The organism is Ruegeria sp. CDSA141, assembly GCF_059612005.1.
This window is the reverse complement of the sequence record NZ_JBXWPT010000005.1, coordinates 228,963-250,188: the sequence shown is the minus strand read 5'-3', so window position 1 is coordinate 250,188 and position 21,226 is coordinate 228,963. Positions and strand designations below refer to the sequence as shown.

27 protein-coding genes and 1 tRNA gene are annotated in these 21,226 nt (G+C 55.6%); 15 read left to right on the top strand and 13 right to left on the bottom strand.

Annotated features, from left to right (window positions below; genetic code table 11):
• Nucleotides 1-89 precede the first annotated feature (89 nt).
• The gene (locus AC2FLP_RS10595; RefSeq protein ID WP_282027298.1) at nucleotides 90-986 is read right to left on the bottom strand and encodes a LysR family transcriptional regulator; all 897 of its coding nucleotides are present in this window, start codon (nucleotides 984-986) and stop codon (nucleotides 90-92) included.
• A 93-nt stretch (nucleotides 987-1,079) separates the two neighbouring features.
• Here AC2FLP_RS10595 and AC2FLP_RS10590 point away from each other — a divergent pair, with 93 nt between their 5' ends.
• Together AC2FLP_RS10590 and AC2FLP_RS10585 are read left to right on the top strand one after the other, a co-directional pair.
• Complete coding sequence (locus AC2FLP_RS10590) at nucleotides 1,080-1,817, top strand: SDR family oxidoreductase (protein WP_282027297.1); 738 nt, start codon at nucleotides 1,080-1,082, stop codon at nucleotides 1,815-1,817.
• 23 nt (nucleotides 1,818-1,840) lie between these two features.
• A complete protein-coding gene (locus AC2FLP_RS10585; protein ID WP_282027296.1) occupies nucleotides 1,841-2,053 on the top strand; it encodes a tautomerase family protein in 213 nt (70 codons plus the stop codon).
• Nucleotides 2,054-2,110: 57 nt separating this feature from the next.
• On the opposite strand, the gene AC2FLP_RS10580 is transcribed toward AC2FLP_RS10585, so the two are convergent.
• The gene (locus AC2FLP_RS10580; RefSeq protein WP_496683188.1) at nucleotides 2,111-3,025 is read right to left on the bottom strand and encodes an AraC family transcriptional regulator; all 915 of its coding nucleotides are present in this window, start codon (nucleotides 3,023-3,025) and stop codon (nucleotides 2,111-2,113) included.
• Between the two features lie 96 nt (nucleotides 3,026-3,121).
• Here AC2FLP_RS10580 and AC2FLP_RS10575 point away from each other — a divergent pair, with 96 nt between their 5' ends.
• Nucleotides 3,122-3,871 (top strand): SDR family oxidoreductase, encoded by a 750-nt coding sequence (locus AC2FLP_RS10575; RefSeq protein WP_282027294.1) that lies wholly within the window; start codon nucleotides 3,122-3,124, stop codon nucleotides 3,869-3,871.
• A 72-nt stretch (nucleotides 3,872-3,943) separates the two neighbouring features.
• On the opposite strand, the gene AC2FLP_RS10570 is transcribed toward AC2FLP_RS10575, so the two are convergent.
• Nucleotides 3,944-4,579, bottom strand: a complete 636-nt coding sequence (locus AC2FLP_RS10570) for a TetR/AcrR family transcriptional regulator (protein ID WP_282027293.1) — start codon at nucleotides 4,577-4,579, stop codon at nucleotides 3,944-3,946.
• Nucleotides 4,580-4,685: 106 nt separating this feature from the next.
• On the opposite strand from AC2FLP_RS10570, the gene AC2FLP_RS10565 reads away from it, so the two are divergent.
• From AC2FLP_RS10565 to AC2FLP_RS10555, 3 genes are read left to right on the top strand one after another with little or no spacing between them, the layout of a single operon-like run.
• Complete coding sequence (locus AC2FLP_RS10565) at nucleotides 4,686-5,147, top strand: DMT family transporter (RefSeq protein ID WP_282027292.1); 462 nt, start codon at nucleotides 4,686-4,688, stop codon at nucleotides 5,145-5,147.
• A gap of 52 nt (nucleotides 5,148-5,199) precedes the next feature.
• Nucleotides 5,200-5,661, top strand: a complete 462-nt coding sequence (locus AC2FLP_RS10560) for a nuclear transport factor 2 family protein (protein ID WP_282027291.1) — start codon at nucleotides 5,200-5,202, stop codon at nucleotides 5,659-5,661.
• Complete coding sequence (locus AC2FLP_RS10555; protein ID WP_496683193.1) at nucleotides 5,654-6,490, top strand: ergot alkaloid biosynthesis protein; 837 nt, start codon at nucleotides 5,654-5,656, stop codon at nucleotides 6,488-6,490. Before AC2FLP_RS10560 ends, AC2FLP_RS10555 begins: the two co-directional genes overlap by 8 nt.
• A 37-nt stretch (nucleotides 6,491-6,527) precedes the next feature.
• On the opposite strand, the gene AC2FLP_RS10550 is transcribed toward AC2FLP_RS10555, so the two are convergent.
• A complete protein-coding gene (locus tag AC2FLP_RS10550) occupies nucleotides 6,528-6,734 on the bottom strand; it encodes a ParD-like family protein (protein WP_282027289.1) in 207 nt (68 codons plus the stop codon).
• A 116-nt stretch (nucleotides 6,735-6,850) separates the two neighbouring features.
• Here AC2FLP_RS10550 and map point away from each other — a divergent pair, with 116 nt between their 5' ends.
• Nucleotides 6,851-7,708 (top strand): type I methionyl aminopeptidase, encoded by an 858-nt coding sequence (gene map / locus AC2FLP_RS10545; protein WP_282027288.1) that lies wholly within the window; start codon nucleotides 6,851-6,853, stop codon nucleotides 7,706-7,708.
• A gap of 289 nt (nucleotides 7,709-7,997) precedes the next feature.
• On the opposite strand, the gene AC2FLP_RS10540 is transcribed toward map, so the two are convergent.
• Nucleotides 7,998-9,245 (bottom strand): HlyD family secretion protein, encoded by a 1,248-nt coding sequence (locus AC2FLP_RS10540; RefSeq protein WP_496683196.1) that lies wholly within the window; start codon nucleotides 9,243-9,245, stop codon nucleotides 7,998-8,000.
• Nucleotides 9,212-9,592, bottom strand: a complete 381-nt coding sequence (locus tag AC2FLP_RS10535) for a hypothetical protein (RefSeq protein ID WP_496683198.1) — start codon at nucleotides 9,590-9,592, stop codon at nucleotides 9,212-9,214. Before AC2FLP_RS10535 ends, AC2FLP_RS10540 begins: the two co-directional genes overlap by 34 nt.
• 397 nt (nucleotides 9,593-9,989) lie before the next feature.
• Here AC2FLP_RS10535 and AC2FLP_RS10530 point away from each other — a divergent pair, with 397 nt between their 5' ends.
• From AC2FLP_RS10530 to AC2FLP_RS10520, 3 genes are all read left to right on the top strand, one after another.
• Complete coding sequence (locus AC2FLP_RS10530; protein ID WP_496683200.1) at nucleotides 9,990-10,997, top strand: helix-turn-helix domain-containing protein; 1,008 nt, start codon at nucleotides 9,990-9,992, stop codon at nucleotides 10,995-10,997.
• A gap of 152 nt (nucleotides 10,998-11,149) precedes the next feature.
• On the top strand, nucleotides 11,150-11,440 hold the full coding sequence (locus AC2FLP_RS10525) for a hypothetical protein (protein WP_496683203.1): 291 nt from the start codon (nucleotides 11,150-11,152) through the stop codon (nucleotides 11,438-11,440).
• 405 nt (nucleotides 11,441-11,845) lie between these two features.
• Nucleotides 11,846-13,228, top strand: coding sequence for a cytochrome ubiquinol oxidase subunit I (locus tag AC2FLP_RS10520; protein ID WP_496683205.1), 1,383 nt, complete (start codon nucleotides 11,846-11,848; stop codon nucleotides 13,226-13,228).
• Here the strand turns inward: AC2FLP_RS10520 and AC2FLP_RS10515 are convergent.
• The 5 genes from AC2FLP_RS10515 to AC2FLP_RS10495 all read right to left on the bottom strand — a co-directional run bounded on the left by AC2FLP_RS10515 (nucleotide 13,186) and on the right by AC2FLP_RS10495 (nucleotide 15,456).
• A complete protein-coding gene (locus AC2FLP_RS10515; protein WP_496683552.1) occupies nucleotides 13,186-13,401 on the bottom strand; it encodes a hypothetical protein in 216 nt (71 codons plus the stop codon). The two genes, AC2FLP_RS10520 and AC2FLP_RS10515, sit on opposite strands and share 43 nt — an antisense overlap.
• Nucleotides 13,402-13,568: 167 nt before the next feature.
• Nucleotides 13,569-14,603, bottom strand: a complete 1,035-nt coding sequence (locus AC2FLP_RS10510) for a tyrosine-type recombinase/integrase (protein ID WP_496683207.1) — start codon at nucleotides 14,601-14,603, stop codon at nucleotides 13,569-13,571.
• On the bottom strand, nucleotides 14,600-14,755 hold the full coding sequence (locus AC2FLP_RS10505) for a hypothetical protein (protein WP_496683209.1): 156 nt from the start codon (nucleotides 14,753-14,755) through the stop codon (nucleotides 14,600-14,602). Before AC2FLP_RS10505 ends, AC2FLP_RS10510 begins: the two co-directional genes overlap by 4 nt.
• A gap of 155 nt (nucleotides 14,756-14,910) precedes the next feature.
• Nucleotides 14,911-14,986, bottom strand: a tRNA-Ala gene (locus tag AC2FLP_RS10500).
• A gap of 143 nt (nucleotides 14,987-15,129) precedes the next feature.
• A complete protein-coding gene (locus tag AC2FLP_RS10495) occupies nucleotides 15,130-15,456 on the bottom strand; it encodes a TIGR02300 family protein (protein WP_299895604.1) in 327 nt (108 codons plus the stop codon).
• 100 nt (nucleotides 15,457-15,556) lie between these two features.
• Between AC2FLP_RS10495 and AC2FLP_RS10490 the strand changes: the two genes are divergently transcribed.
• The 3 genes from AC2FLP_RS10490 (at nucleotide 15,557) to AC2FLP_RS10480 (ending at nucleotide 18,174) form a co-directional block, all read left to right on the top strand.
• The gene (locus AC2FLP_RS10490; RefSeq protein WP_496683212.1) at nucleotides 15,557-16,252 is read left to right on the top strand and encodes a M48 family metallopeptidase; all 696 of its coding nucleotides are present in this window, start codon (nucleotides 15,557-15,559) and stop codon (nucleotides 16,250-16,252) included.
• A 30-nt stretch (nucleotides 16,253-16,282) separates the two neighbouring features.
• A complete protein-coding gene (locus tag AC2FLP_RS10485; protein ID WP_299637617.1) occupies nucleotides 16,283-16,930 on the top strand; it encodes a GntR family transcriptional regulator in 648 nt (215 codons plus the stop codon).
• A 113-nt stretch (nucleotides 16,931-17,043) separates the two neighbouring features.
• Nucleotides 17,044-18,174: a lytic murein transglycosylase gene (locus AC2FLP_RS10480; RefSeq protein WP_496683214.1), complete on the top strand. Its 1,131-nt coding sequence runs from the start codon at nucleotides 17,044-17,046 to the stop codon at nucleotides 18,172-18,174.
• 3 nt (nucleotides 18,175-18,177) lie between these two features.
• On the opposite strand, the gene AC2FLP_RS10475 is transcribed toward AC2FLP_RS10480, so the two are convergent.
• Complete coding sequence (locus AC2FLP_RS10475) at nucleotides 18,178-19,140, bottom strand: acetyl-CoA carboxylase carboxyltransferase subunit alpha (RefSeq protein WP_117872430.1); 963 nt, start codon at nucleotides 19,138-19,140, stop codon at nucleotides 18,178-18,180.
• Nucleotides 19,141-19,402: 262 nt separating this feature from the next.
• Nucleotides 19,403-19,999: a LysE family translocator gene (locus tag AC2FLP_RS10470; protein WP_496683217.1), complete on the bottom strand. Its 597-nt coding sequence runs from the start codon at nucleotides 19,997-19,999 to the stop codon at nucleotides 19,403-19,405.
• Between the two features lie 73 nt (nucleotides 20,000-20,072).
• Between AC2FLP_RS10470 and AC2FLP_RS10465 the strand changes: the two genes are divergently transcribed.
• Together AC2FLP_RS10465 and AC2FLP_RS10460 are read left to right on the top strand one after the other, a co-directional pair.
• A complete protein-coding gene (locus AC2FLP_RS10465) occupies nucleotides 20,073-20,525 on the top strand; it encodes an Lrp/AsnC family transcriptional regulator (RefSeq protein ID WP_496683220.1) in 453 nt (150 codons plus the stop codon).
• A gap of 119 nt (nucleotides 20,526-20,644) precedes the next feature.
• A complete protein-coding gene (locus tag AC2FLP_RS10460; RefSeq protein WP_496683222.1) occupies nucleotides 20,645-21,223 on the top strand; it encodes a PA14 domain-containing protein in 579 nt (192 codons plus the stop codon).
• Nucleotides 21,224-21,226: the final 3 nt, after the last annotated feature.

The following is a 21,226-nucleotide window of genomic DNA, read 5'->3' as shown; positions in this document are numbered from 1 at the left end:
TGACCAATTAGAATTCACGCATCGCGGACTTTCCTGCCTTTCGCGGCGTCTGCACGAATGGCTGCTGTTCGATTTGGCTAAGTTAGTATTCAAAATACTGCTTCGTCGAATATGCTCACGACCCAATCCAGAAAAACCCGAACACGCGGTGAGAGTTGTCGGTTTTGCGGATAATAGGCTGCCAAAGAGATTGGCGGTGGCGGTGCCTTTGGCAGGACTTCTACAAGCCTTCCTGATTTAAGGTCTTCGGAAAACCGGTACATTGGTGCTTGCGCAAGGCCAAACCCATCTAGGGCCAATTGATGGACAGTATCTGCGTCATTGGCAATCACGGTTGTTGGCAATGTGACTGTTTCAAGTTGCTTTCCTGTCCTGAACTCTAACGGCATTGCAGAGCCTGTGCGCGATGACAGAAAGCCAACCATCTTATGGCCTTCGAGGTCCGCAACGGATCTTGGAACTCCGAATGCTGCAAGGTAGTCGGGGCTGGCGCAGGTGATTTCGTCCATACTGCCAAGGCGTCGTGAGATCATGCTGCTGTCTTCTGGGTCTCCTGCACGGATGACGCAATCAACGCCTTCGCGCACCAGATCTACCAGCCGTTCTGTCTGTCCAAGCTGCAACGTGAGCTTTGGGTATCGCGTCAAAAATTCAGGTAAGTGCGGGAGCAAAAATTTCCGTGTCAAAGTGCCCGGCGCGTCAATGCGCAAAAGGCCGGATGGTTCATGCCCGCGCAAAGCCCCTTCGGCTTCTTCCAGATCAGCCAGAATTGACACACATCTTCGATAGTAGGCGTCCCCATCTGGCGTTGGCGCGATGTGGCGGGTTGTGCGTTCAAGCAATCGACTCCCCAGATCGCGCTCAAGTCGCTGGATTGCTTCACTGGCTGTTGATCTGGGAATGTTCAAATCAGCAGCGGCCTTCGTGAAACTGCCGCGTTCCAGAATTCTGACAAAGAGTTTCAGGGTCTCAAGTCGATCTATCATTGTTCGCCATTTCCGAATTTTCATTCCAACTTTCCGGGGATTATCTGTACTTTATATTCGCCTATCTCCTCTGACAACACAAAGGAGTTCAACATGACACAACCATCCAAAACCGCAATTATCACTGGTGCCAGCAAGGGGATCGGTGCCGCCATCGCTCAGCGCCTTGCGCAAGACGGCCACGCAATCGTCGTAAATTACTCAAGCGATAAAGCTGGTGCCAATCAGACCGTCGAAGCGATCAAAAAAGGTGGTGGTCAAGCAATCGCGGTCCACAGAGATGTTGCCGCACCGTCCGGTATGACGCAGCTATTTGATGCTGCCGAGCAAGAATTCGGTCCAGTCTGTACATTAGTCAACAACGCCGGAATCATGCGCCTTGGGCCACTTGGCACTTCATCCGATGCTGACTTTGACGCACAAATTGCCATCAACATCGGCGGTGTCTTTCGCGGAATGCGCGAGGCGGCCAATCGTTTGGAAGACGGCGGAGCCATCGTCAGCATGTCGTCCAGCGTCGTTGGCCTCTATCAGCCATCCTACGGCATTTATGCCGCGACCAAAGCGGCTGTTGAGGCTATGACACACGTACTTGCCAAAGAGCTTGGCCCACGCGGCATCACGGTGAATGCTGTGGCACCTGGGCCCGTCGAAACCGAGTTCTTCTTGGCTGGCAAGCCAGACGGGGTAGTTGAAGCCATCAAGAAAATGAACCCGTTTGGGCGGCTTGGAACACCGGAAGACATTGCAGCCGCTGTGGCCATCCTAGCTGGCCCCGACGGACGCTGGATCAATGGACAAACCCTTCGCGCCAATGGCGGCGTGATCTAGCCCCTCTTTGAAAGGAATACCCCATGCCATTTGCAAACTACAAGTTGCCACAATCCTCGCTGACATCCGCGCAGAAGGAAGATCTGATACACAAGACGACCGAACTAATGGTCAGCTTTTTCGGGGAGATCGTACGCCCAACCACAATGGTGTTGGTCGAAGAGATCAAGGACGGCGGTTACGGCCGTGCTGACGAGGTGTTTGTGATGCCAGAAGAATATCGCGCAAGGGAATAGGTCAGATTGTAAAGCGGGCAGCGGCGCAGGTCGCCGCTGCCCGCTTGTTGGCCTCCACTACGAGGTTCCATCCACCGAGTTAGATCTTGCATAACGCGCAGGCGGAAGGCCAGCGTAGCGTGTAAATGCAGTACTGAATGCGCTTGATGACCCGTATCCTATCTTGGTCGCGATCTCAGCGATATTGTGCCCGCCTGAGCGCAGCATGTGTTTCGCCAGCGTCATGCGCCAATTCATCAAGTACCCCATTGGGGGTCGTCCTATAATCAAATCGAACTGTGTAAAGAATGCAGAGCGTGACAGCCCAGCTTCTTTTGCAAGTTCAGGAACTGTCCAATTGTGCGCAGGTGCGGCGTGCATTGCCCGCAAGGCGGGGCCAATGCGCAAATCGGCAAGGCCGCGCAACAGACCAGCCGTTGCGTTGGGGTCAGTGCCACATCGAAAAGCCTCGATTAACAACACTTGCAACAAGTGTTCGACAATCACATCCCGCGCCGGACGGTTCGCGCGTGCTTCATCACGCACAAGCCCGCTCAAAGCCTCCAGCCGCCCCTCGCCACGCACGACAACCAAATCTGGTAAAAGCGAGACCAACAAGTCGGCATCTGGGCTGGCAAAGGTGCAGTGGCCTATGAGTTGTTGCACCTCTGGCGGGGCGTCCGGTGGCCCAATTCTGAAAATACCGTCTTCGCCCTCGACGGGATGATTGAGCTGATCGTCAGGTGGTGGCGGATTAATGCTAGAAAACGTGAATGATTTGACGGCAGGGATCAGTACAAAGTCCCCAGCGGCCAGTTCAATGGGTTCTTTCTCGGCAATCTCCAGACAGGTACGACCGAACAGAACCGAGGCATAAAACGCCTCGTTCACGTCGTCGCGGCGCACTCGAAATGGGCCCGACGCATGGGACAGTTTCGAATATGCCGCCTGCGGATGCAGCAGGGAGATGATTTCAGAGAATGGATCAGTCAATTCTGGACTTTCGATAAGTATCTTTGGATTATGAATTATAGGTCATCCAGCATCGACCGTCTACCTTGGACCCATCACCAAAAAGGAGACACCGCTATGAATACCGTACTGATTACAGGATGTTCGTCAGGCTTTGGCTTGGATACCGCCCGCTACTTCCTTGAAATGGGCTGGTCAGTTGTCGCGACCATGCGAACACCAGATGAAACGCTATTGCCTGCGTCCGAGCGCTTACGTGTTTTGCCCTTGAACATCTCAGATCGCAAAAGTATCGCCAATGCTGTCGAGGCTGCTGGCCCCATAGACGCATTAATCAACAATGCTGGTGTTGGCTGGTTGTCCCCATTTGAAGGCACATCTGAAGAAAATCTTCGACGCATTTTCGATACCAATACATTTGGCACATTGGAAATGACCCGCGCCGTGTTGCCCCAGATGCGCGCAAAGGGCGCTGGTGTGATCGTAAACGTGTCTTCCAGCGTGACGCTCAAACCCCTGCCGCTGGCTTCTGTCTACACCGCAAGCAAAGCAGCGGTGAATGCGTTCACCGAATGCCTCGCGCTGGAACTCAAACCCATGGGAATTCGGACGCATATCGTTTTGCCCGGCCAAGCTCCGACAACGAACTTTGGCTCAAACGCTATGGCTTTGATGGCAGAAAGAAACGACACGCCCGAGGACTATCAATCCTATGTCGGGCAAGTCATGGGTGCTTTCCGCGATGCTGATGGCAAAGAGTTCACCTACTCCGAAGATGTTGTGCAGGCAATTTGGAACGCTGTCACTGATCCCGATAGCCCATTGCGCATTCCAGCGGGCAAGGACTCTGTCGCTTTGGCTGCGTAAAACAGCAAGTCTTTCACAAAGGACGGGTTGGAGGGTTCGCCCCCCCCAACCCTTAGACGGAACGCACCGGCGTCAGGCCGATGCGTTTTCTTGTTCGGCAAACGCTCTGACAATGTTTGAGAACCTATTGATATCCTCGGAAGTTGCGGTTCGACGCTGCACGATGACACGCCAATACAGCGGGGCGATGAGCATATCCAATATCAATCCACGATCTGTTGCTTCTGGAAGCTCTTCGCGGGCTATTGCTCTGTCGATCATCACATTCGCCTGAGTGCGACGGTCAAGCGTGACCCGCTCCAACAAGTCATTCAACTCGTCAGAACGCGCGTTTTCAGCATGTAGGTCCGGCAGAATCCGTCTCACAAGTGGGTGACGTAGAGTGACCGCAAGCTTTCGTATCAATGCTGTGACGTCGCCTGCAAATGAACCTGTGTCTGGTATGGGGGTGATGCTGGTCGCTGTCGCGGCAACTGCTTCGGTCACAAGTTCAAACTTGGATTTACTGCGCCGATATAGTGCGGCTTTTCCAACGCCTGCGCGGGCAGCAATGTTCTTCATATGTAATGCAGAATATCCTGTTTCCGCCCATTCCTCAAACAAAGCTCGATAGATTGCAGTCGTAACAGAGTCCTGTAGCACAGCAGCGCCAGCCGGTTTCCGGCGTGTCTTTTTCTCCACCTCAACGTCGGAACCCTTGCGTTCCATCGTTACTTCTCCCATATAGGTCGGAACAGTAGTGTTCCACCGCACTTTGACGCAATCAACTCGACGCCGCAACCCTATCGATAACTTTTTCCGAAAGGCAGCAACAATGGACCTGAAAGTCGCCCTGTTCTGGCTCGCGCCACTATGCTGTGGCGCTTTGATTCCGATCCATGCTGGGATGAATGCAGAGCTTAGCCGAGCGACGGGCCACCCATTATGGGCAACACTACTTTCGTTTGGGGTGTCCTTTGTCTGCCTCATGATCGGGCTGGCATGGTTGCGCCCAACGCCGCCGACCGGAGCATCACTGCTTTCAGTTCCCCCGTGGGCTTGGATCGGCGGTGTGGTTGGCGTCGTTTATGTCATGGCGACCATGCTTCTGATCCCGCGTTTTGGGGCCGCAGCCTTCATCGCGGCAGTTGTTGCAGGGCAGATGACGATGGCGCTGTTCTTAGATCAAAACGGCCTGCTTGGTTACGCCGAACGTCCGGCTGACATGTACCGCGTCGCCGGGGCCCTACTGTCAATTGTCGGAGTGATTATCATGCAGTTCGGAAGCGAGGGCTGATCCACTTTCACACTCCATCCAACTCAAGAAGCTAAGATAGAAAGGAAAAAACATGACTGACACAAATGTAATCCCAAGCTTTGGCGCGATGCTGCGTCTCGCACTTGGCGACGCGATCACTGCGGAGGCGGGTGAAGAATTTTTCGAAATGTGCGCCGAAGATATCCTGTTCGAAATGCCATTCGCGCCCGAAGGTGCCGTTCGCGAGTTGCGTGGGCGCGATGCGTTGCTCGCCTACCTGCCAAAAGCAGGTGAGTTGATCGCTTTTGAATCCATGAGCCTGGCCAACACCCATAAATCAACAGATGGCGAAACCTTCACTCTGGAGTTCACTTGTACGGCCGCGAACGCCGAAACAGGCACGCGATATGACCAGGATTTTATCTCGGTTGTTCGAGTCGGGAATGGCAGCATCATCCACTATCGCGACTACTGGAACCCGCTGATCTTGCTGAGCGCGGTTGGCAGCGCGGAGAAATTGAAGTCCCATTTCGAGGAGTTTCACAATGTCTAAGTCTATTCTTGTCACCGGCGGGACCGGCAAAACGGGCAGTCGTACTGTTGAACAGCTACGCGCCAAGGGATTTGCGCCCCGTATCGGAACACGTAGCCCTAAGGAAGCAGATGCCGTGCGGTTCGATTGGTCCGACGCATCAAGTTTTGCTGACGCCTTCGAAAATGTAGGTGCCGTCTATTTGGTCGCCCCGACCGATACAGTGGATTCTTTGGGTGCAATGCAGCCCGGTCTCGAAGCTGCGCTCACGGCAGGCGTCACGCGCTTTTTACTGCTCAGCGGGTCTTCGCTTGAAGAAGGCGGACCAATGATGGGTGCTGTTCATGCTTGGCTGAGGAGCAACGCGCCAGAATGGGTTGTGCTGAGACCCGCATGGTTCATGCAGAACTTTTCTGAACTGCATCACCGTGATCCGATCCGCGATCAATCTGCGATTTACACCGCCACAGAGTCGGGACGCATTGGGTTTATTGATGCAGAAGACATCGCCGCCACGGCTGCGGCGGTGCTGGTCGCGCCAACTGTAGGAAACACCGATTACATCCTGACAGGCCCCGAAGCGATTTCCTATGATGTGGTCGCAGCAACGCTAAGCGAACAATTAGGCCGTCCGGTCGAACACAAAAAACTGACTGTCGATGAACTTGCAGAGCGGCATGAAAATATGGGCCTTCCGACGGAGTACGCGTCCACGCTGGCCGCTATGGATGCTGCAATCGCGGGCGGTTCCGAAGATCGTGTCACTGACCACGTTTTGGAACTATCAGGCAAAAAACCGACATCTATTGCTGAGTTCGTGAAACGTAATCTTGCTGCTTGGAAAAGCTAATTGAGTCCCACCTGCACGGTTAGTGCTGTGCAGGTGCTTAAGCGGCTGCAATCTCAGGCGATTGCACATCGGCATCTTTCATTTGCTTTGCCATGATTTCATTGAATGAAAGTGAGGGATGGGCTTCGGCCAACATCCCGACTTTCATCCAGAACTCAGCCTGAGCATTGATTGAGCGGCACATCACCGTACTTGCCCGTCGGATATCCTCGTGCAGTGCCTCGCCAATTTTCACAATTCCCATGGACGTCTCCTCTTTATGGCTGGTATATGAAACGTATATGATTCGTATACTGGCGATCTCTTTAGGCTGTACCTTTGAAGCATGGGTCGTCAACCAAAACTTGTAGGAAAAGACGAATGAAGGATTGCTACATAAGTGTTCCGGTAGCTCCCGCAATTAGCAAGGCCAGCAGAACTGAAGCGATCAAGCTCTATGGCTCCGACGCCTTTGAGGGTATGCGGCGGGCCGGTCAGCTGACCGCGGAATGTCTCGACGGCGTTGCAGCCATTATCAAAGCGAACGCGCAACTCTCCGAGATTAACACCTTCGTTCTCGACTTTGCGGCCACCCACAATGCGACCCCCGCGACTCTGGGTTACAAAGGTTACAAATACGCCTGCTGCACATCGGTCAATCATGTTGTTTGCCACGGATTTCCTAACGAGAAGAAGCTACGCGACGGCGACATCGTGAACGTCGATGTCACACTAATCCTCGACGGCTGGTATGGCGATACCAGTCGAATGTATGCCGTCGGGCGACCCAAGCGGGCAGCAGAGCGTCTTGTCAGTGTTGCCCATGAAGCGATGATGCGCGGCATTGAAGCGGTTCGTCCTGGCGCAACTTTGGGTGACATTGGACATGCAATCCAGTCCTATGCGCAATCCGAGCGATGTTCAGTTGTCCGTGATTTTTGTGGCCACGGTATCGGGCGCGTTTTCCATGACTCCCCCAACATCCTGAACTTTGGTCGCCCCGGCGAAGGTTTGGAGTTGCGCGAAGGGATGATATTCACGGTAGAACCCATGATTAACTTAGGGCGACCCGAAGTGAAAATGTTATCTGATGACTGGACGGCAGTGACGAGAGACCGCTCACTGTCGGCGCAGTTTGAGCATTCGTTGGGGGTGACAGCCGATGGATGCGAAGTGTTCACAACCTCACCTGCGGGGCTGCCTGCGCCAGGCTTCCAAATTGTGGGCAAGACTGCATAGCTGTCATTCGCTCGGCGCGCAGCATCGATCAATTTGGGCTCATTGCGGTCATTAGCTGCACTTGGCATGAGCGACCGCTATGCGGACAAAGCTGACATTCCGGACTACTGTATGTGGTCGTCTTTTTCCTGCAAAAAACTGCCTGAGCGAACCTATTGATCGTTCGCCGTGAAGCAGAAAGCCGTGGCAGAACTCGCTTTTTGGGCGTGCGGTCTGTACGTAAGTAGTGGAAGCGGCTCCCAACGTTAGTCGGGAGCCGTGTTTATTGAATAGGGGGGTCTTTGGGAAATCAGGCGTGTCCACCACCGATCAAGCCGATACCAGAGGTCAGACCGAACCAAGCTTTCACCCGTAGACCAACCGCCTTGATGATACCCATGGCCTGAATCCCGTGGGCGACAAGTGTTCCTTCCATTTCGCCTTCAAAATTGGTGGTGTAGGATTGGACGATGCAACCGCTACCTGGCACCAGAAGATCGCGGTGCTCTGGATGCACCAGATCGAGATGCACAACGATCTGACCCCGTTTCGCCTTTTCACTGGGTTCAATCAGGCGACCGCTGGGCGCAAGCTGACCGGAAGAAATCTGCTCCTGAATTCGGACGATCCTTGCCGGGAGAACAGTATTACGCATCGAGATGTTGAAGTTGCTTTCGCACGCCACCTCTGCGGCCATTCCCTCGTACAGTTCGGTGCGAGAAACCTGCGAGAAACCAGCAACGATACGTCCTTTCTCTGCATCTTTCCGATCCGGTACAATCAGCATGGCTGGGCTCATTGCGGCTTGCGCTGCGCGCGAACCAACGTTCAGAGTGACTTGTTCAACTACACCGTCGACTGAGCTGAGAGTCAGAGTTTTTGACAGCTCCACTTGTGCCTGCTTCAACGATGCACGCGCTGATGCAAGTTGGGCGGGCAGAACAGCCGTTGCCTGAACTTGTGCCACACCAAGTTGCGTTTCAGCAGCCTCAACCTCTGCCTCTCTTGTACTCAAGGTTGCCTGGGCGCGTTCCAACTGGCTCACTTGAAATGCTGCAGAGCCCTTTGCTTGAAGTGCCTCGTGATCCATCAGCACCAGCTCAGCCTGTTCTCTTGCGGTAACTGCGGCATCCACCACGGCCTGAGCAGTTTGGACCTGCAATTCAGCTGCCAGTTTCGCGCTTTCTATCTCCTCAACTTTACGGGTTGCAAAATCTACTGCAGCTTGTTCCGACGCATTCTCGACTGCAAACAGCGGATCGCCCGGTTCTACATGATCACCGCCCTTTACGTAGATATCTGTTACTGTTCCACCGTTCTCAGCAACGACCGGAACAGTTCTGAATGGCACAAGACCTGTGTAAGATTTTGGGTAGTAGTAGAACACGGCAAAGAAGACGATCAGCGCTAGTACGAACCACATGAAGAGCGCTCGGTGAACGTTGTATAGGGTGACTGGAATCCCGCGCCATTTTAGGTAGATCACCCGCAGGACAAACGGAAAAGATGTGACGAGCAGTTCAATCATTTTAACAGCTCCTCTTTTGAAGGCCGCCACCACAACATGAAGTCGCGGGCGATTGCAGTCAGGATCAGCGCGCCTGGCAGCAGAATGCTGAAGTGGCTGAGCGCAGGCATCAATTCGTACGCCAAGGCTATGGTAAGCATCACCGGAATAGTTGTGCGCAGCGGAGTGCCGATTGATTTGCGCTCGGTATAGCGTTCAAAGCGGGCATAGAGGTGTACGACCAGTAGGATCGCAAGGAAGAGGACAATCAGGCCGACCCAAGCATAGGTGTCGGTCTGATTGGGCGCGACCCACCATCTGGGGTCGCCGCCAGCGGCGAAGGCCGGAGTTGAGATGATGCCAAGCACAGGCGCCATCAGGAACGCGGGTGGTTTCATGTTTCAGGTCCTTGATTTACGCAGTCACGCGGTGCGTGAAGATTTTCGGTGTCTTGAGAACGTCAGTTCTCGGTGGGTTGTTGTGATGGTTCTGAGGGTTGTTCCTGCGGGACATAGGGGGGATCCCAGCGACGTCCGTTCGCTGTTTTTTCGCCAAGCGCCAATGAGTGCAGACCGTGGATGTTCCCCCCGGACCACTCTTGTTTGGCGGAGTTTTGGATTGCCTTCAGTACGCGGTAGTACCTTGCGAAGTAGATCATGGTCGTTTCCTTTCTGATGACCCGGACCTAACCGTCATCGCATCCGCGATCCTGAGGGTTCTGGACATTTGTTATTGGCTTCTGGACAATTGCAGTGACTGCAGGGGGTTGCGTGCGAGTCAGGGGAGGACGCAAAAGTGCCACGCATCAGCGCTTATAGACTGCAAAATGTAGGGCTGCGTTATTCGCAAGAGCCCGGCGCGCGGGTTCCGTTTCCTGAAGTCCTGGAAATGGCGGGGGCACCCTCTGATATCGTCAACAGCCCCGACGCCACTGTCGAGCTGCTACATGAAGCAGGCGCTGTGGAAACCGCGTGTCACATTTTGGAAGACAAGACCTTCGCCGCACGGGTCGGGCTTTCGGCACAAGGTCCCGGAACACTTTTGGCCTACATCGTGCGGGCAGCCCAAACGGTGGAAGACGCGCTGGTATTGACGCAGCGCTTTTATGCAATGCAAGACCCTGACTTGCGTCTTGACGTGGTCGGGGTGCCCGACGAGCCAAATATAACTCTGGAGAGCAGCGTTATCCCGGCGCATCAATATCCTCGCCATCGCGAAATGCTGATTTTCGGCCTTTACAAGCGAGTACAACAAATCACCTCTGGCGGCCTTGCCCCGATCTCGATTGAGTTGGAAACGGACGATGCCCAGCACTGCCGGCTACTGGCCGAATTGGCCGGATGTGAAGTCTTAGGCTTCAAGTCCGGATACGCCTTGGCTTTGCCCCCAAACGGCATGAGCTTTCGGATACCAACGGCAGACCCCACCTTATTGGGGCATTTACGTAGGCACGGGGAAGAACAACTGAAGGCGCAGCCTGGTGCAGTCCGTAGTCTGTCCGACCGCATTGTGGACATGCTCGGGGAGCGTCTTCCCGGACCGATACCAAACGGCGACGATATAGCCGAAGAGCTTGGACTGACGCGGCGCACTATGACCCGGCACCTTTCGGCCGAAGGAACAAGCTTTAAAGCACTTTTAGAGGGGGTGTTGTGCGACCTGTCCAAACGGATGCTTCGTAGTGGTGAGGGTGTTGCCCGCGTTGCCTTCATGCTTGGATTTGCGGATCAGGCGGCTTTTTCAGTGGCATTCAAGCGATGGACAGGTGAAACGCCAGCCAGGTTTCGTAAAGCTGGCCGCTAAGTCTACTGACCGCTGCAGCGCGCGGGGCCGTAAGATGTCCAAGATCCACAAAACCTTGTCCTGTCCCCAAAAGAAAGCAGGCCATGGGGTCACCTAGTTCAATGGCACACAGCAGCCGCGGTGGTTGCTGACCCAGAACAAGGATGAACCCTATGAAAACCTCGAAGAAATTCTTTATCGCCCCGATCTCAGGCGCACTTCTGATCACCATGGCTGCTACAGCCCATGCTGACTACGTCACCGACAAAGCGATCAAAGGAGCGGTTGTCGGTGCCACTGTCGCCGGTATCGCTGGCGAAAGCATCGTAGGTGGCGCGGCCGCTGGTGCCGCGGTCGGAGCCGTAGGAGGTGCGATCCAGAAGGACAATTTCGAAGACGCGCAAGACGAAGCCCAAGAACGTCGCGACGACTTCAATGAAGAGCATAAAGACTGGAACGGCTAAGACACGACCGCCAGCGAAACAAAAAAAGGAGAAATACAGCCGAACAAACCTGACCGGTCAGCATGCGCTGTTAGCATCCAGACGCAGTTTGACTGACCATCCCACACAGAACTCGCACAGTTTCTGATAGGTTGCCATCTGGCTCACAAACGAGCCGGGTGGCAACTTTGTTTGGGGCGCTTGAACACCAGCCGTGCCCTGACTCCGCGTTTCAAATTCCGCTTCCTTTCTTGCCCTTCTCGACTTGGGTTTTGTCCAAAATCCAAAAACAACCGTCCAGAACCCAAACGAACTGAAACGCCCTCCGCCCCAAATCCTGCTCATCTGAATAACATCGACGAGCTGGCAACCGAAGCAACCCTGGCGACTGCCGCTCTTTGCAATCCGACGCCAAAGGAAACGGCAATGAACCTACTAGCAAACTTTGACGCAGAAACCCTGGCACGCATCCAGTTTGCCTTTACTGTGTCGTTCCACATCATCTTCCCGGCCTTTTCCATCGGCCTAGCAAGCTTCCTGGCCGTCCTCAATGGCCTTTGGCTTTGGCGCAAGGACAAGGCTTATCTCAATCTCTTCAACTATTGGAAAAAGATATTCGCTGTCGGCTTCGCGATGGGTGTCGTGTCCGGCATCGTGATGTCTTACCAATTTGGCACGAATTGGAGCACATTCTCGGATACCGCCGGGCCTGTGATCGGGCCCTTGATGGCCTACGAGGTGATGACGGCCTTCTTCCTTGAGGCAGGCTTCCTAGGCATCATGCTTTTCGGTCGCGAACGCGTGGGTCCCGGCTTGCACATGATGGCCACGGCGATGGTTGCCCTTGGCACGCTGATATCGGCCACGTGGATTCTTTCGGTCAATTCTTGGATGCAGACCCCGGCCGGATTTGACGTCAACGAGCTGGGTCAATTCATCCCAGTGGATTGGTGGTCGATCGTCTTTAACCCGTCTTTCCCGTACCGCCTGACACACATGGTGCTGGCGGCATATCTCACCACTGCCTTTGTGGTGGCCGGGGTTGCAGCTTGGCACCTGCTACACCGCAATCGAACGGCCGAGGTCACCCGCATGTTCTCGATGGCAATGTGGATGGCTGTTTTGGTTACTCCTCTGCAGATCGTCGCGGGCGACCTTCATGGTTTGAACACGCTGGAGCATCAACCGCAGAAAGTGATGGCGATGGAAGGTCACTTTGACAGCCACCCCGAAGGTGCACCGCTAATCCTGTTCGGCATTCCAAACGAAGATGAAAAGCGCGTGGACTACGCCATCGAAATTCCGAAGCTATCGTCGCTGATCCTGAAACATGATCTGAACGCGCCGCTTGACGGGCTGGACACCATTCCCGACGACGAAGAACCCCCGGTCGCGATCGTTTTCTATAGCTTCCGTATCATGCTTGCCATCGGCTTTGCCATGCTGGGCGTCGGGTTGTGGTCGTTTGTTCAGCGGGTTCGGGGCCGCCTCAACGAAGATCGCTGGTTGCACCGCGCATCCGTCCTGTTGGCGCCCAGCGGATTTGTGGCGGTACTGGCCGGTTGGATCACCACCGAAGTGGGGCGCCAACCTTACACGGTGTACGGGCTGATGCGGACATCGGACTCCCTTTCCCAAGTGGATGCGCCTGCAGTTGCGGCGTCTCTGATTGCCTTCATCGTCGTGTATTTCGCGGTGTTCGGAGCAGGCACATTCTACATGCTGCGTCTCATGGGAAAACCGCCTGTCGAAGACTTCCAGAAAGCTCAAAAACCCATTGAAATCTTTACCTTGGCGGAGGCAGCGTGATGCTTGAACTCTCGACAATCTGGGCAGGCATCATTGCCTTTGCCGTTCTGACCTATGTGATCCTGGACGATCCTGATCTTCTCTTCGGCCGAGTAATGTTTGCGCGTCTTGCGCTTGATGCCCCTGACCAACTTGTCAGCGGCGTCCTTCGATGTTCCGGATTTCTTGTTCATCTTCGCTCCTTAACGGCTTCGATGAACCAGAAATCCTCCGTTGCTCAAACCCCAAATCTGTCCGGTAGGCGCTGACGTCAGACAGTTAGGAACCTAAAATGTTTACGCAATTCCAAAGCATTCTTGGTTCCGCACAGAGGTTCTGTAAAAAAATTGCGGACAGTAAGTTATCCCGACCACGCGTCAGTATGTTCATCATTTGGTGACAGATAGTTTCTTTCGCGCCGTTCTCGTAAATTTCCAAAGTCCGCTTTCTGCGCATATGCGCGGCCATGCAGTTCTTTAGATGCGTGGCTCAACTGCGCCTCCGCCAATTTCTCGTCGAACCCGAGATGCTCGGTCACCAATGTGCGCAGCGTTGCGCGCAGGCCATGTGCGTCAGTCTCTCCATCAAAACCGATCTTGCGGATCATGTTCATTGTAGCGGGTTCAGACACGGGTCCGTTCTCCGATGCAAACACGAACTCGCGGTGGCCGTTGAGCTTGTACATCTCAGCCAGGATATCGATCACTGGGTCCGTCAGGGGAATGGCAATGGTGATGCCCGTCTTGGTGACGGGGTTGTTCCAGACCTTCGCTGACAGGTCGATGTCCGCCCATCGCATCTTGCGCACCTCACCGGCCCTTTGACCTGTATGCGCAATGATCTGCAGCAAAGGCTTTCCCAAGGTCTGATGAGGCCACGCGTCCAGCGCCTGCAGAAACAGCGCCAGACGCTCTGGTTCAACGATGGTGGGGTGGTGTTTCTTGGGCTGGGGCTTGAAGCGGTCGATCACGTTTGCTCCCGGCACGACAGAGATCAGGCCCTCGGCCTCCGCGTAGCCCAGAACCTGCCGCAGGATGCGAATGACCCGGCGCGCAGTCTCATGGCTCCCACGATCCGCGATCTTGAGCGCAACGGCCTTGATATCGACTGCTGTGATATCCGCGACCTCCACAGTCCCCAGCAGTGGGATAGCATCCTTTTCGATCCGGTTGCGGGCACGGACATAAGTCTTCTCTGCCCAGTGCGGGCGCTCTTCAACCAACCACGCGCGAGCAATCCCGGCGAAGGTGGTGTCCGTTAGGCCCGACCGAGCCTGAACTTCTGCGCGCATCACAGCCACATCGGGGGTGATATTCGTGTCCAGCTGGTTTCTCTGCGCCTCGACGCGCTGGCGCGCATCTTTGAGGCCGACAGAGGGGTAGGAGCCCAATGTCATCTCACGCTGCTTGCCATCGACCCTATAGCGCCAGACCCATGTCTTGCTGCCCTGGGGTGAACGATCAGGGTCAGTCCACCGCCATCTGTCAGCTTGATCTTCTTGTCGCCGGGTTTCGCAGCCTTGATCTGCTTGTCTGTCAGTTTGGTCATCTTGCATACTTTCTCTCTGGCGAACCCCACACAGACCACCACAATGGGAATACTGGCAGAGCCCAAGTTTCCTTGGGGATGAGAAAGACTGACACGTCAAAAGCCTTATTTTCAAAGCCGTATGACTGCGAGTGAATTCGAGCTGAGGAGAAAGATGGTGGAGCCTAGGGGAGTCGAACCCCTGACCTCTTGCATGCCATGCAAGCGCTCTCCCAACTGAGCTAAGGCCCCATTATGGTACCGTTGGTGCGGTGGACGGACGTTTAGGAGACAGTGACGACGAGTGCAAGTCCAAAAATGGAATTGAACTCGAATTTCCGCCCGGGCTGCCCGTCAAATGAAAAAGGCGACCCTGAGGTCGCCTTCTTGCGTAATCAGCTTTCGTCTTCCGAAGATATGTCGGTAATATCGTCCAGAGAAACGTCATCACTGCTGTCGTCATCGTCGTCCAGCAGATCGTCGTCCAGTTCGACATCGACACTGTCGTCATCGTCCAGGACCAGCTCCTCTCCGGACGCGTTTTCACGCGCTTTGACCGAAGCTGCATCTTCAGCATCCGCCGCGATCATGCGGCTTTTGGATGTTTGAAGCTCCACGATCTCGCCAGTGTAGGGGCTGATGATCGGGTCCTTGTTCAGGTCGTAAAATCGCTTACCGGTGGTCGGGCAAACGCGCTTTACGCCCCATTCTTCCTTGGGCATGTCAAATCCCCTTGATATCAGGTGAGTCGTCTAAATGATTCAGCTCACCTGCCACAGGCAGAGGGCACTGTCAAAGTCTTTGCGCAAGAGAGGTCGCGATATGGGAGAGCACGCATTGTTAGGGACACCACCGGTGCCACTGAGGCTGCGCAAATCCGCCCGGGCGCGGCGCATCAGTTTGCGAATTTCTCAGCTGGACGGGCGGGTTACGTTGACCTATCCGATTGGAGTGCCTGAATCCGAGGCGCTGAGTTTCGCACGTACCAAGGAAGAGTGGATTCGCCAGCATTTGCAGGATAGGCCGGTAACGGCCGTGGTGCAGTTTGGACAGCAAGTACCGATTGAAGGCGTTGCCCGGCGAATCGTGCCGGCGGACGGTCGACGTGTTCAGTTGCAGGCGGACGAGGTCGCAGTGCCAAAAGGGGCCGAGGCACGCAGATTGGCCCGGTTTCTGAAGGAACTGGCGCGGGACCGGTTAACCGGTGCGTGCGATGATTATGCGGCAATGCTGGGACGCCCATATACCACACTTAGCCTGCGCGACACGCGGTCACGCTGGGGGTCATGCAGTTCGCATGGCGGATTGATGTTCTCGTGGCGTCTCATTCTGGCACCGCCAGACGTACTGCACTATGTGGCTGCACATGAAGTGGCGCATCTTGCCGAGATGAACCACTCGCCCGCATTCTGGGCGCAGGTAGAGAATATCTTCGGCCCCTATCAGCAACCCCGTCGCTGGTTGCGCGACAATGGGGCAGAGTTGCATCGATACAGGTTCGACGCAAAGCCGAGTTGACCTTGCGTTATTTTGTGATCACATAAGCGGATGTTGAGCACACGTCCGTCTGAAACCCAAACTGCCACTCATGACCGGGTGTACCGCGCCCTGAGGTCTCGAATCATGCACGGCGAAATGGCGCCGGGTCAGGCGCTGACCTTGCGTGGTATCGGCAAGGAGTTTGGCGTCTCGATGACCCCGGCGCGAGAGGCCGTGCGCCGTCTGGCCGCCGAGGGGGCTTTGTTCCTGTCCAATTCCGGCCGGGTCTCGACGCCCGAATTGACCAACGACCGGATCGAAGAATTGGCAGCGTTGCGCGCGTTGCTGGAAGTCGAACTGGCCAGCCGGGCTCTGCCCAGGGCGCATATTGCGCTGATCGACCGGTTGCAGACCATCAATATGACCGTTGCAGAAACGGTGACCAAGCGGGACGCGGTTGGTTACATCCGGTCAAATCTGGAGTTTCACCGCACCCTGTACCTGCGTGCTCAAGCACCCGCGATGCTGGCCATTGCCGAAACGGTCTGGCTGCAACTGGGGCCAACGATGAGAGCGCTTTACGGTCGTCTCAGGCGCACTGAACCACCGCATTATCACAAGCTGATCATCGCTGCCCTCAAGGCCGGGGACGAACCGGGCTTGCGCTTGGCGGTCCGCTCGGACGTGACACAGGGGCTGCGCTTGCTGGTGAGCTGAGCGGCATCCCGCCGACCTTTCGGCGCACAAGATAGAGGGGTTCACTGTTCTGGCCTGTTCAGCCCGACTGGGTTACTCTTGAGGCAAATCACAAACAAGAGCAGACCACAGCCATGATCACTCGCCGGACTTTTTCCATTTGCCTTGGATCAACATTGTTGGCCGCCTGCACGGGTGGTGGTGCGCCATCCAGCGCACCTGCTTCCCGAATGCGGGCAGTTCCCAATGCAGGCTGGGATGCCTGGGTCGCCGGGTTCAAGGGCAGGGCGGCATCGCAGGGAATTTCACAATCCACAATTGACCGCGCTTTTCAGGGCGCAGGGTACCTTCCTGATGTGATCGAGCGCGACCGCAATCAGGTAGAGTTCAAGCGTTCGCTCGAAGATTATCTGGCCATTGCCGCCTCGGACGAGCGGATCAGCACAGGACAGAAGATGCTGCGGCAATATAACGGGATGCTGTCGCAGATCGAGGCGCAGTACGGAGTAGACAAGGAAATCGTCGTTGCAGTGTGGGGGCTGGAAAGCCGCTATGGCGCGCGTCGCGGCGATGTGCCCGTTGTGTCAGCTCTATCAACACTGGCCTATGATGGGCGACGTGGTCAGTTCTTTGAAAGCCAGTTGATCGCGGCGATGAAGATCCTTCAGAACGGCGACACCACGCCTGACAACATGACCGGCAGCTGGGCCGGTGCGATGGGGCATACGCAGTTCATTCCAACCTCTTACCTCGCTTATGCGGTGGATTTCACCGGCGACGGGCGGCGGGATATCTGGTCGGATGATCCGACGGATTCGCTGGCTTCGACCGCAGCTTATCTGTCGCGTGCAGGCTGGGTGCGGGGGCAGCCCTGGGGGGGCGAGGTCGGAACCATTTCCGGTACTCCGGTGGCCGTGCTGCAACCACAGGTACCCGGGCCGCGCATTGCTGTCTTCCGCAATTTTCAGGTCATCAAACGCTACAACAACTCGGACAGCTACGCGATTGGCGTCGGGCATCTGGCGGACAGAATTGTCGGCGGCGCACCGTTTCAGGCCTCGTTCGGGCCAGATGAAAACGGTCTGACATTGGACGACCGCAAGGAATTGCAACGTCGGCTGACATCCGAAGGGTATGATACGAAGGGCGCGGACGGGGTGATCGGCAAAAACACAACGTCAGCCATCAGCGCGTATCAAAGCGCCAATGGCCTTGCTGTCACCGGAGAGCCCTCGGTCGCATTGTTGCGCAGGCTGGGTGGCTGACGGTTACGCCGCCAACCCTTTTGATCCGATATCGAGGAATTTTTGACGGCGGTCCTGAATCAGGGCTGCCGCGTCTTTGCCGTCCAGTTCCGCCAACATGGCGGTAAGTGCCTCGCGGACGGATTTGACAGTTGCAGGACGATCGCGATGCGCACCGCCCTTGGGTTCAGGGATGATCCGGTCACAAACGCCAAGCTTGTGAAGGTCCTGAGCGGTCAGCCGCAGCGCTTCGGCGGCTTCACGCATCTTTTCTGCATCTTTCCACAGGATTGACGCGCAGCCTTCCGGCGAGATCACCGAATAGACCGAATGTTCCAGCATCGCCACGCGGTTGGCGGTGGCAAAGGCCACGGCTCCGCCCGAGCCGCCTTCGCCGATGATGACCGACACCAGGGGCACACCGATTTTCAGGCACATCTCGGTCGACCGGGCAATCGCTTCGGACTGACCGCGTTCCTCGGCGCCTTTGCCGGGATAGGCGCCGGCAGTATCGATCAGTGTGATCACCGGCAGGCCAAACCGCCCGGCCATCTCCATCAGGCGGACCGCCTTGCGATAACCTTCGGGCCGGGCCATGCCGAAATTTCGCTCGATCCGCGATTTGGTGTCGCTGCCTTTTTCATGGCCGATTACCATGACCGGTTGATCGTTGAAACGTGCAAGCCCGCCAATCACGGCCAGATCATCGGCAAAATTGCGATCTCCGGCCAAAGGGGTAAATTCGGTGAACAGGGCATTGACGTAAGCGCTGCAATGCGGGCGTTCCGGATGTCGGGCGACCTGGCATTTCCGCCAAGGCGTCAGGTCGGCATAAAGCTCACCCAGAAGCTTGGCGGCTTTGGCGTCCAAAGCGGCGGCTTCTTCGGTTACGTCCATCTCTTCGTTGGTGCGGGCCAGCGCACGCAGTTCTTCAGCCTTGCCTTCAATCTCGGCCAGTGGTTTTTCGAAATCCAGATACTGGGTCATGACGCCTCTCAACGCGAAAGTTCCCTGCTATATGGCCTGACGATGCTCCGGATGCAACTCAGCAAGATCTGTGTGTCGAAGATGTTCGATTTCAGGTGGGCGAATAGAAAAACGGATACTGGTGGACACCGCCAATAAAGACAGCGTGCTGCGTGCGCAGGCCTGCACCCATGATAGCCTTGCCGCGAAGTCTGACCCTATGATCGACCCGACACCGCGCCCGAGGATGTGCTGGCTGAAACCTGCCTGTTGTTAAAGCAGGTCAACTGGGCCAGAGAACGGGATAGAGTGAGGCCACAAGCAGCACCGCCATTGTCCAGTTGAACACAACCAACCGGCGCGGGTTCGTCAGCACCCGCGACATCTGCTGACCAAGAAAGGTCCATGTGCTCACCGACGGCAGGTTGACCGCCCCGAAAACCAACGCAACGAGGGCAATTGCATGCAGGGTCTGATTGGGTGTGTAAGCGGTTGTGGCGGTCAGGGCCATGGCCCAGGCTTTGGGGTTCACCCACTGAAAGGCGGCGGCCTGTAGAAGCGTCATGGGAGTCCCCGCTGCCAAAGCGCCCCCGGCTGGTGCGGCATGTGCGATCTTCCATGCCAGATACAGCAGATAGATTACCGACACGATCTTCAGCACTGAATGGCTGACCGGATATCGGTCAAAGACCTGAATCAGCCCTGCACCAACCAGCAGCACCATGAGCGTGAAGCCAAGGCCAATGCCCAACATATGCGGGATCGAACGCCGAAAGCCGAAATTCGCACCCGATGCCATCAGCATCAGATTGTTCGGCCCGGGCGTAATGGATGTCACGAAGGCAAAGGCGATGAGGGCCAGAAGGATGTCGTAAGTCATACTGCGAAGTATCGTCCGACCGGCAGCAAATGAAATTGCTTTTTCGTGCGCGTTTCTGCTATTTCTGCAATTTGTGATGAAGAATGATCATATAAATCGCCAGATATTGCATGAACTGACCGGTGATGGGCGTATCAGCAACCTGGAATTGGCCGAACGGGTCGGGCTGTCGCCTTCCGCCTGCCTGCGTCGCGTTCAAGAGCTTGAGAAAGCCGGCGTGATCACCGGCTATCGTGCGGTTTTGAACCCGGCGTCGATGGGTGTCGGCTTTGTCGCCTACATCGGCGTTGGTCTTGGCGAACACACAAAAGCGGCGCAGGAGGGGTTTGAACGGGCTCTGCAGCAAGCCCCCGAAGTGGTCGAATGCCACAACATCACCGGTACGATCGAATACCTGCTGCGCGTCGAATGCGCCGACTTGCCGTCCTACAAGACCTTCCATACCGAGGTGCTGGGAACGCTGCCACATGTTACGTCGATCACTTCCTATGTGGTCATGGGGTCGCCCAAGGATCTGCGTGCGTAACCTCTGAAATTGTGAAGCCGCACTCTCTTGCAGCGCAAATTTTCAGAGCCTAGTGTCACTGTAATGACGTTGCCAGGGGATACGCCCAGCCAAAACGGCACGCAAACAGGGAGATTACGATGAAACTCGTTCGAACAGTGGCGACCGCAGTTGCCATGTCGGTAGTTGCCGGGGCCGCTTTGTCTGCACCGCTGAAACTGCAACCTGCCAATCCACAGCCTTCTCCGAAGGCAGGGTTGAATGTCAAATACATTGGCACAGGCAATCAACACAAGAAGATCCGGGATCTGAGTCAGGCAAAAAGCATGCTGTCTCAGGCAAAGCCCGGAAAGCCGTTGCGTGGGTTGGATTATAGGGACACAAGCAAGGGTGAGGACGTCATGACGTTCGACGAAGCCTACAATGTTGCCGCTGAGGTGACAGGGTATATGCGGTTTAACTCACCGGGCGTTTACGAGCTGGAAACGTGGTCGAATGACGGGCTAGAAGCTTGGGTTGGTGGTCAGCAGATCGGCCGCGTAACTGGTATTCAAGGTTGTGAAGCCAATCAACGCACGGAAGTGGAAGTGCCCAAAGCGGGTTGGTATCCGTTGAAGATCGTCTATTTCCAGAAACTGGGAACCTCTTGCCTGATGATGAAGTCAGGAAAGAAGGGTGAGCGCTTCACATGGACGCCCAATGAGGTTTTCGGCCGTTGAAGA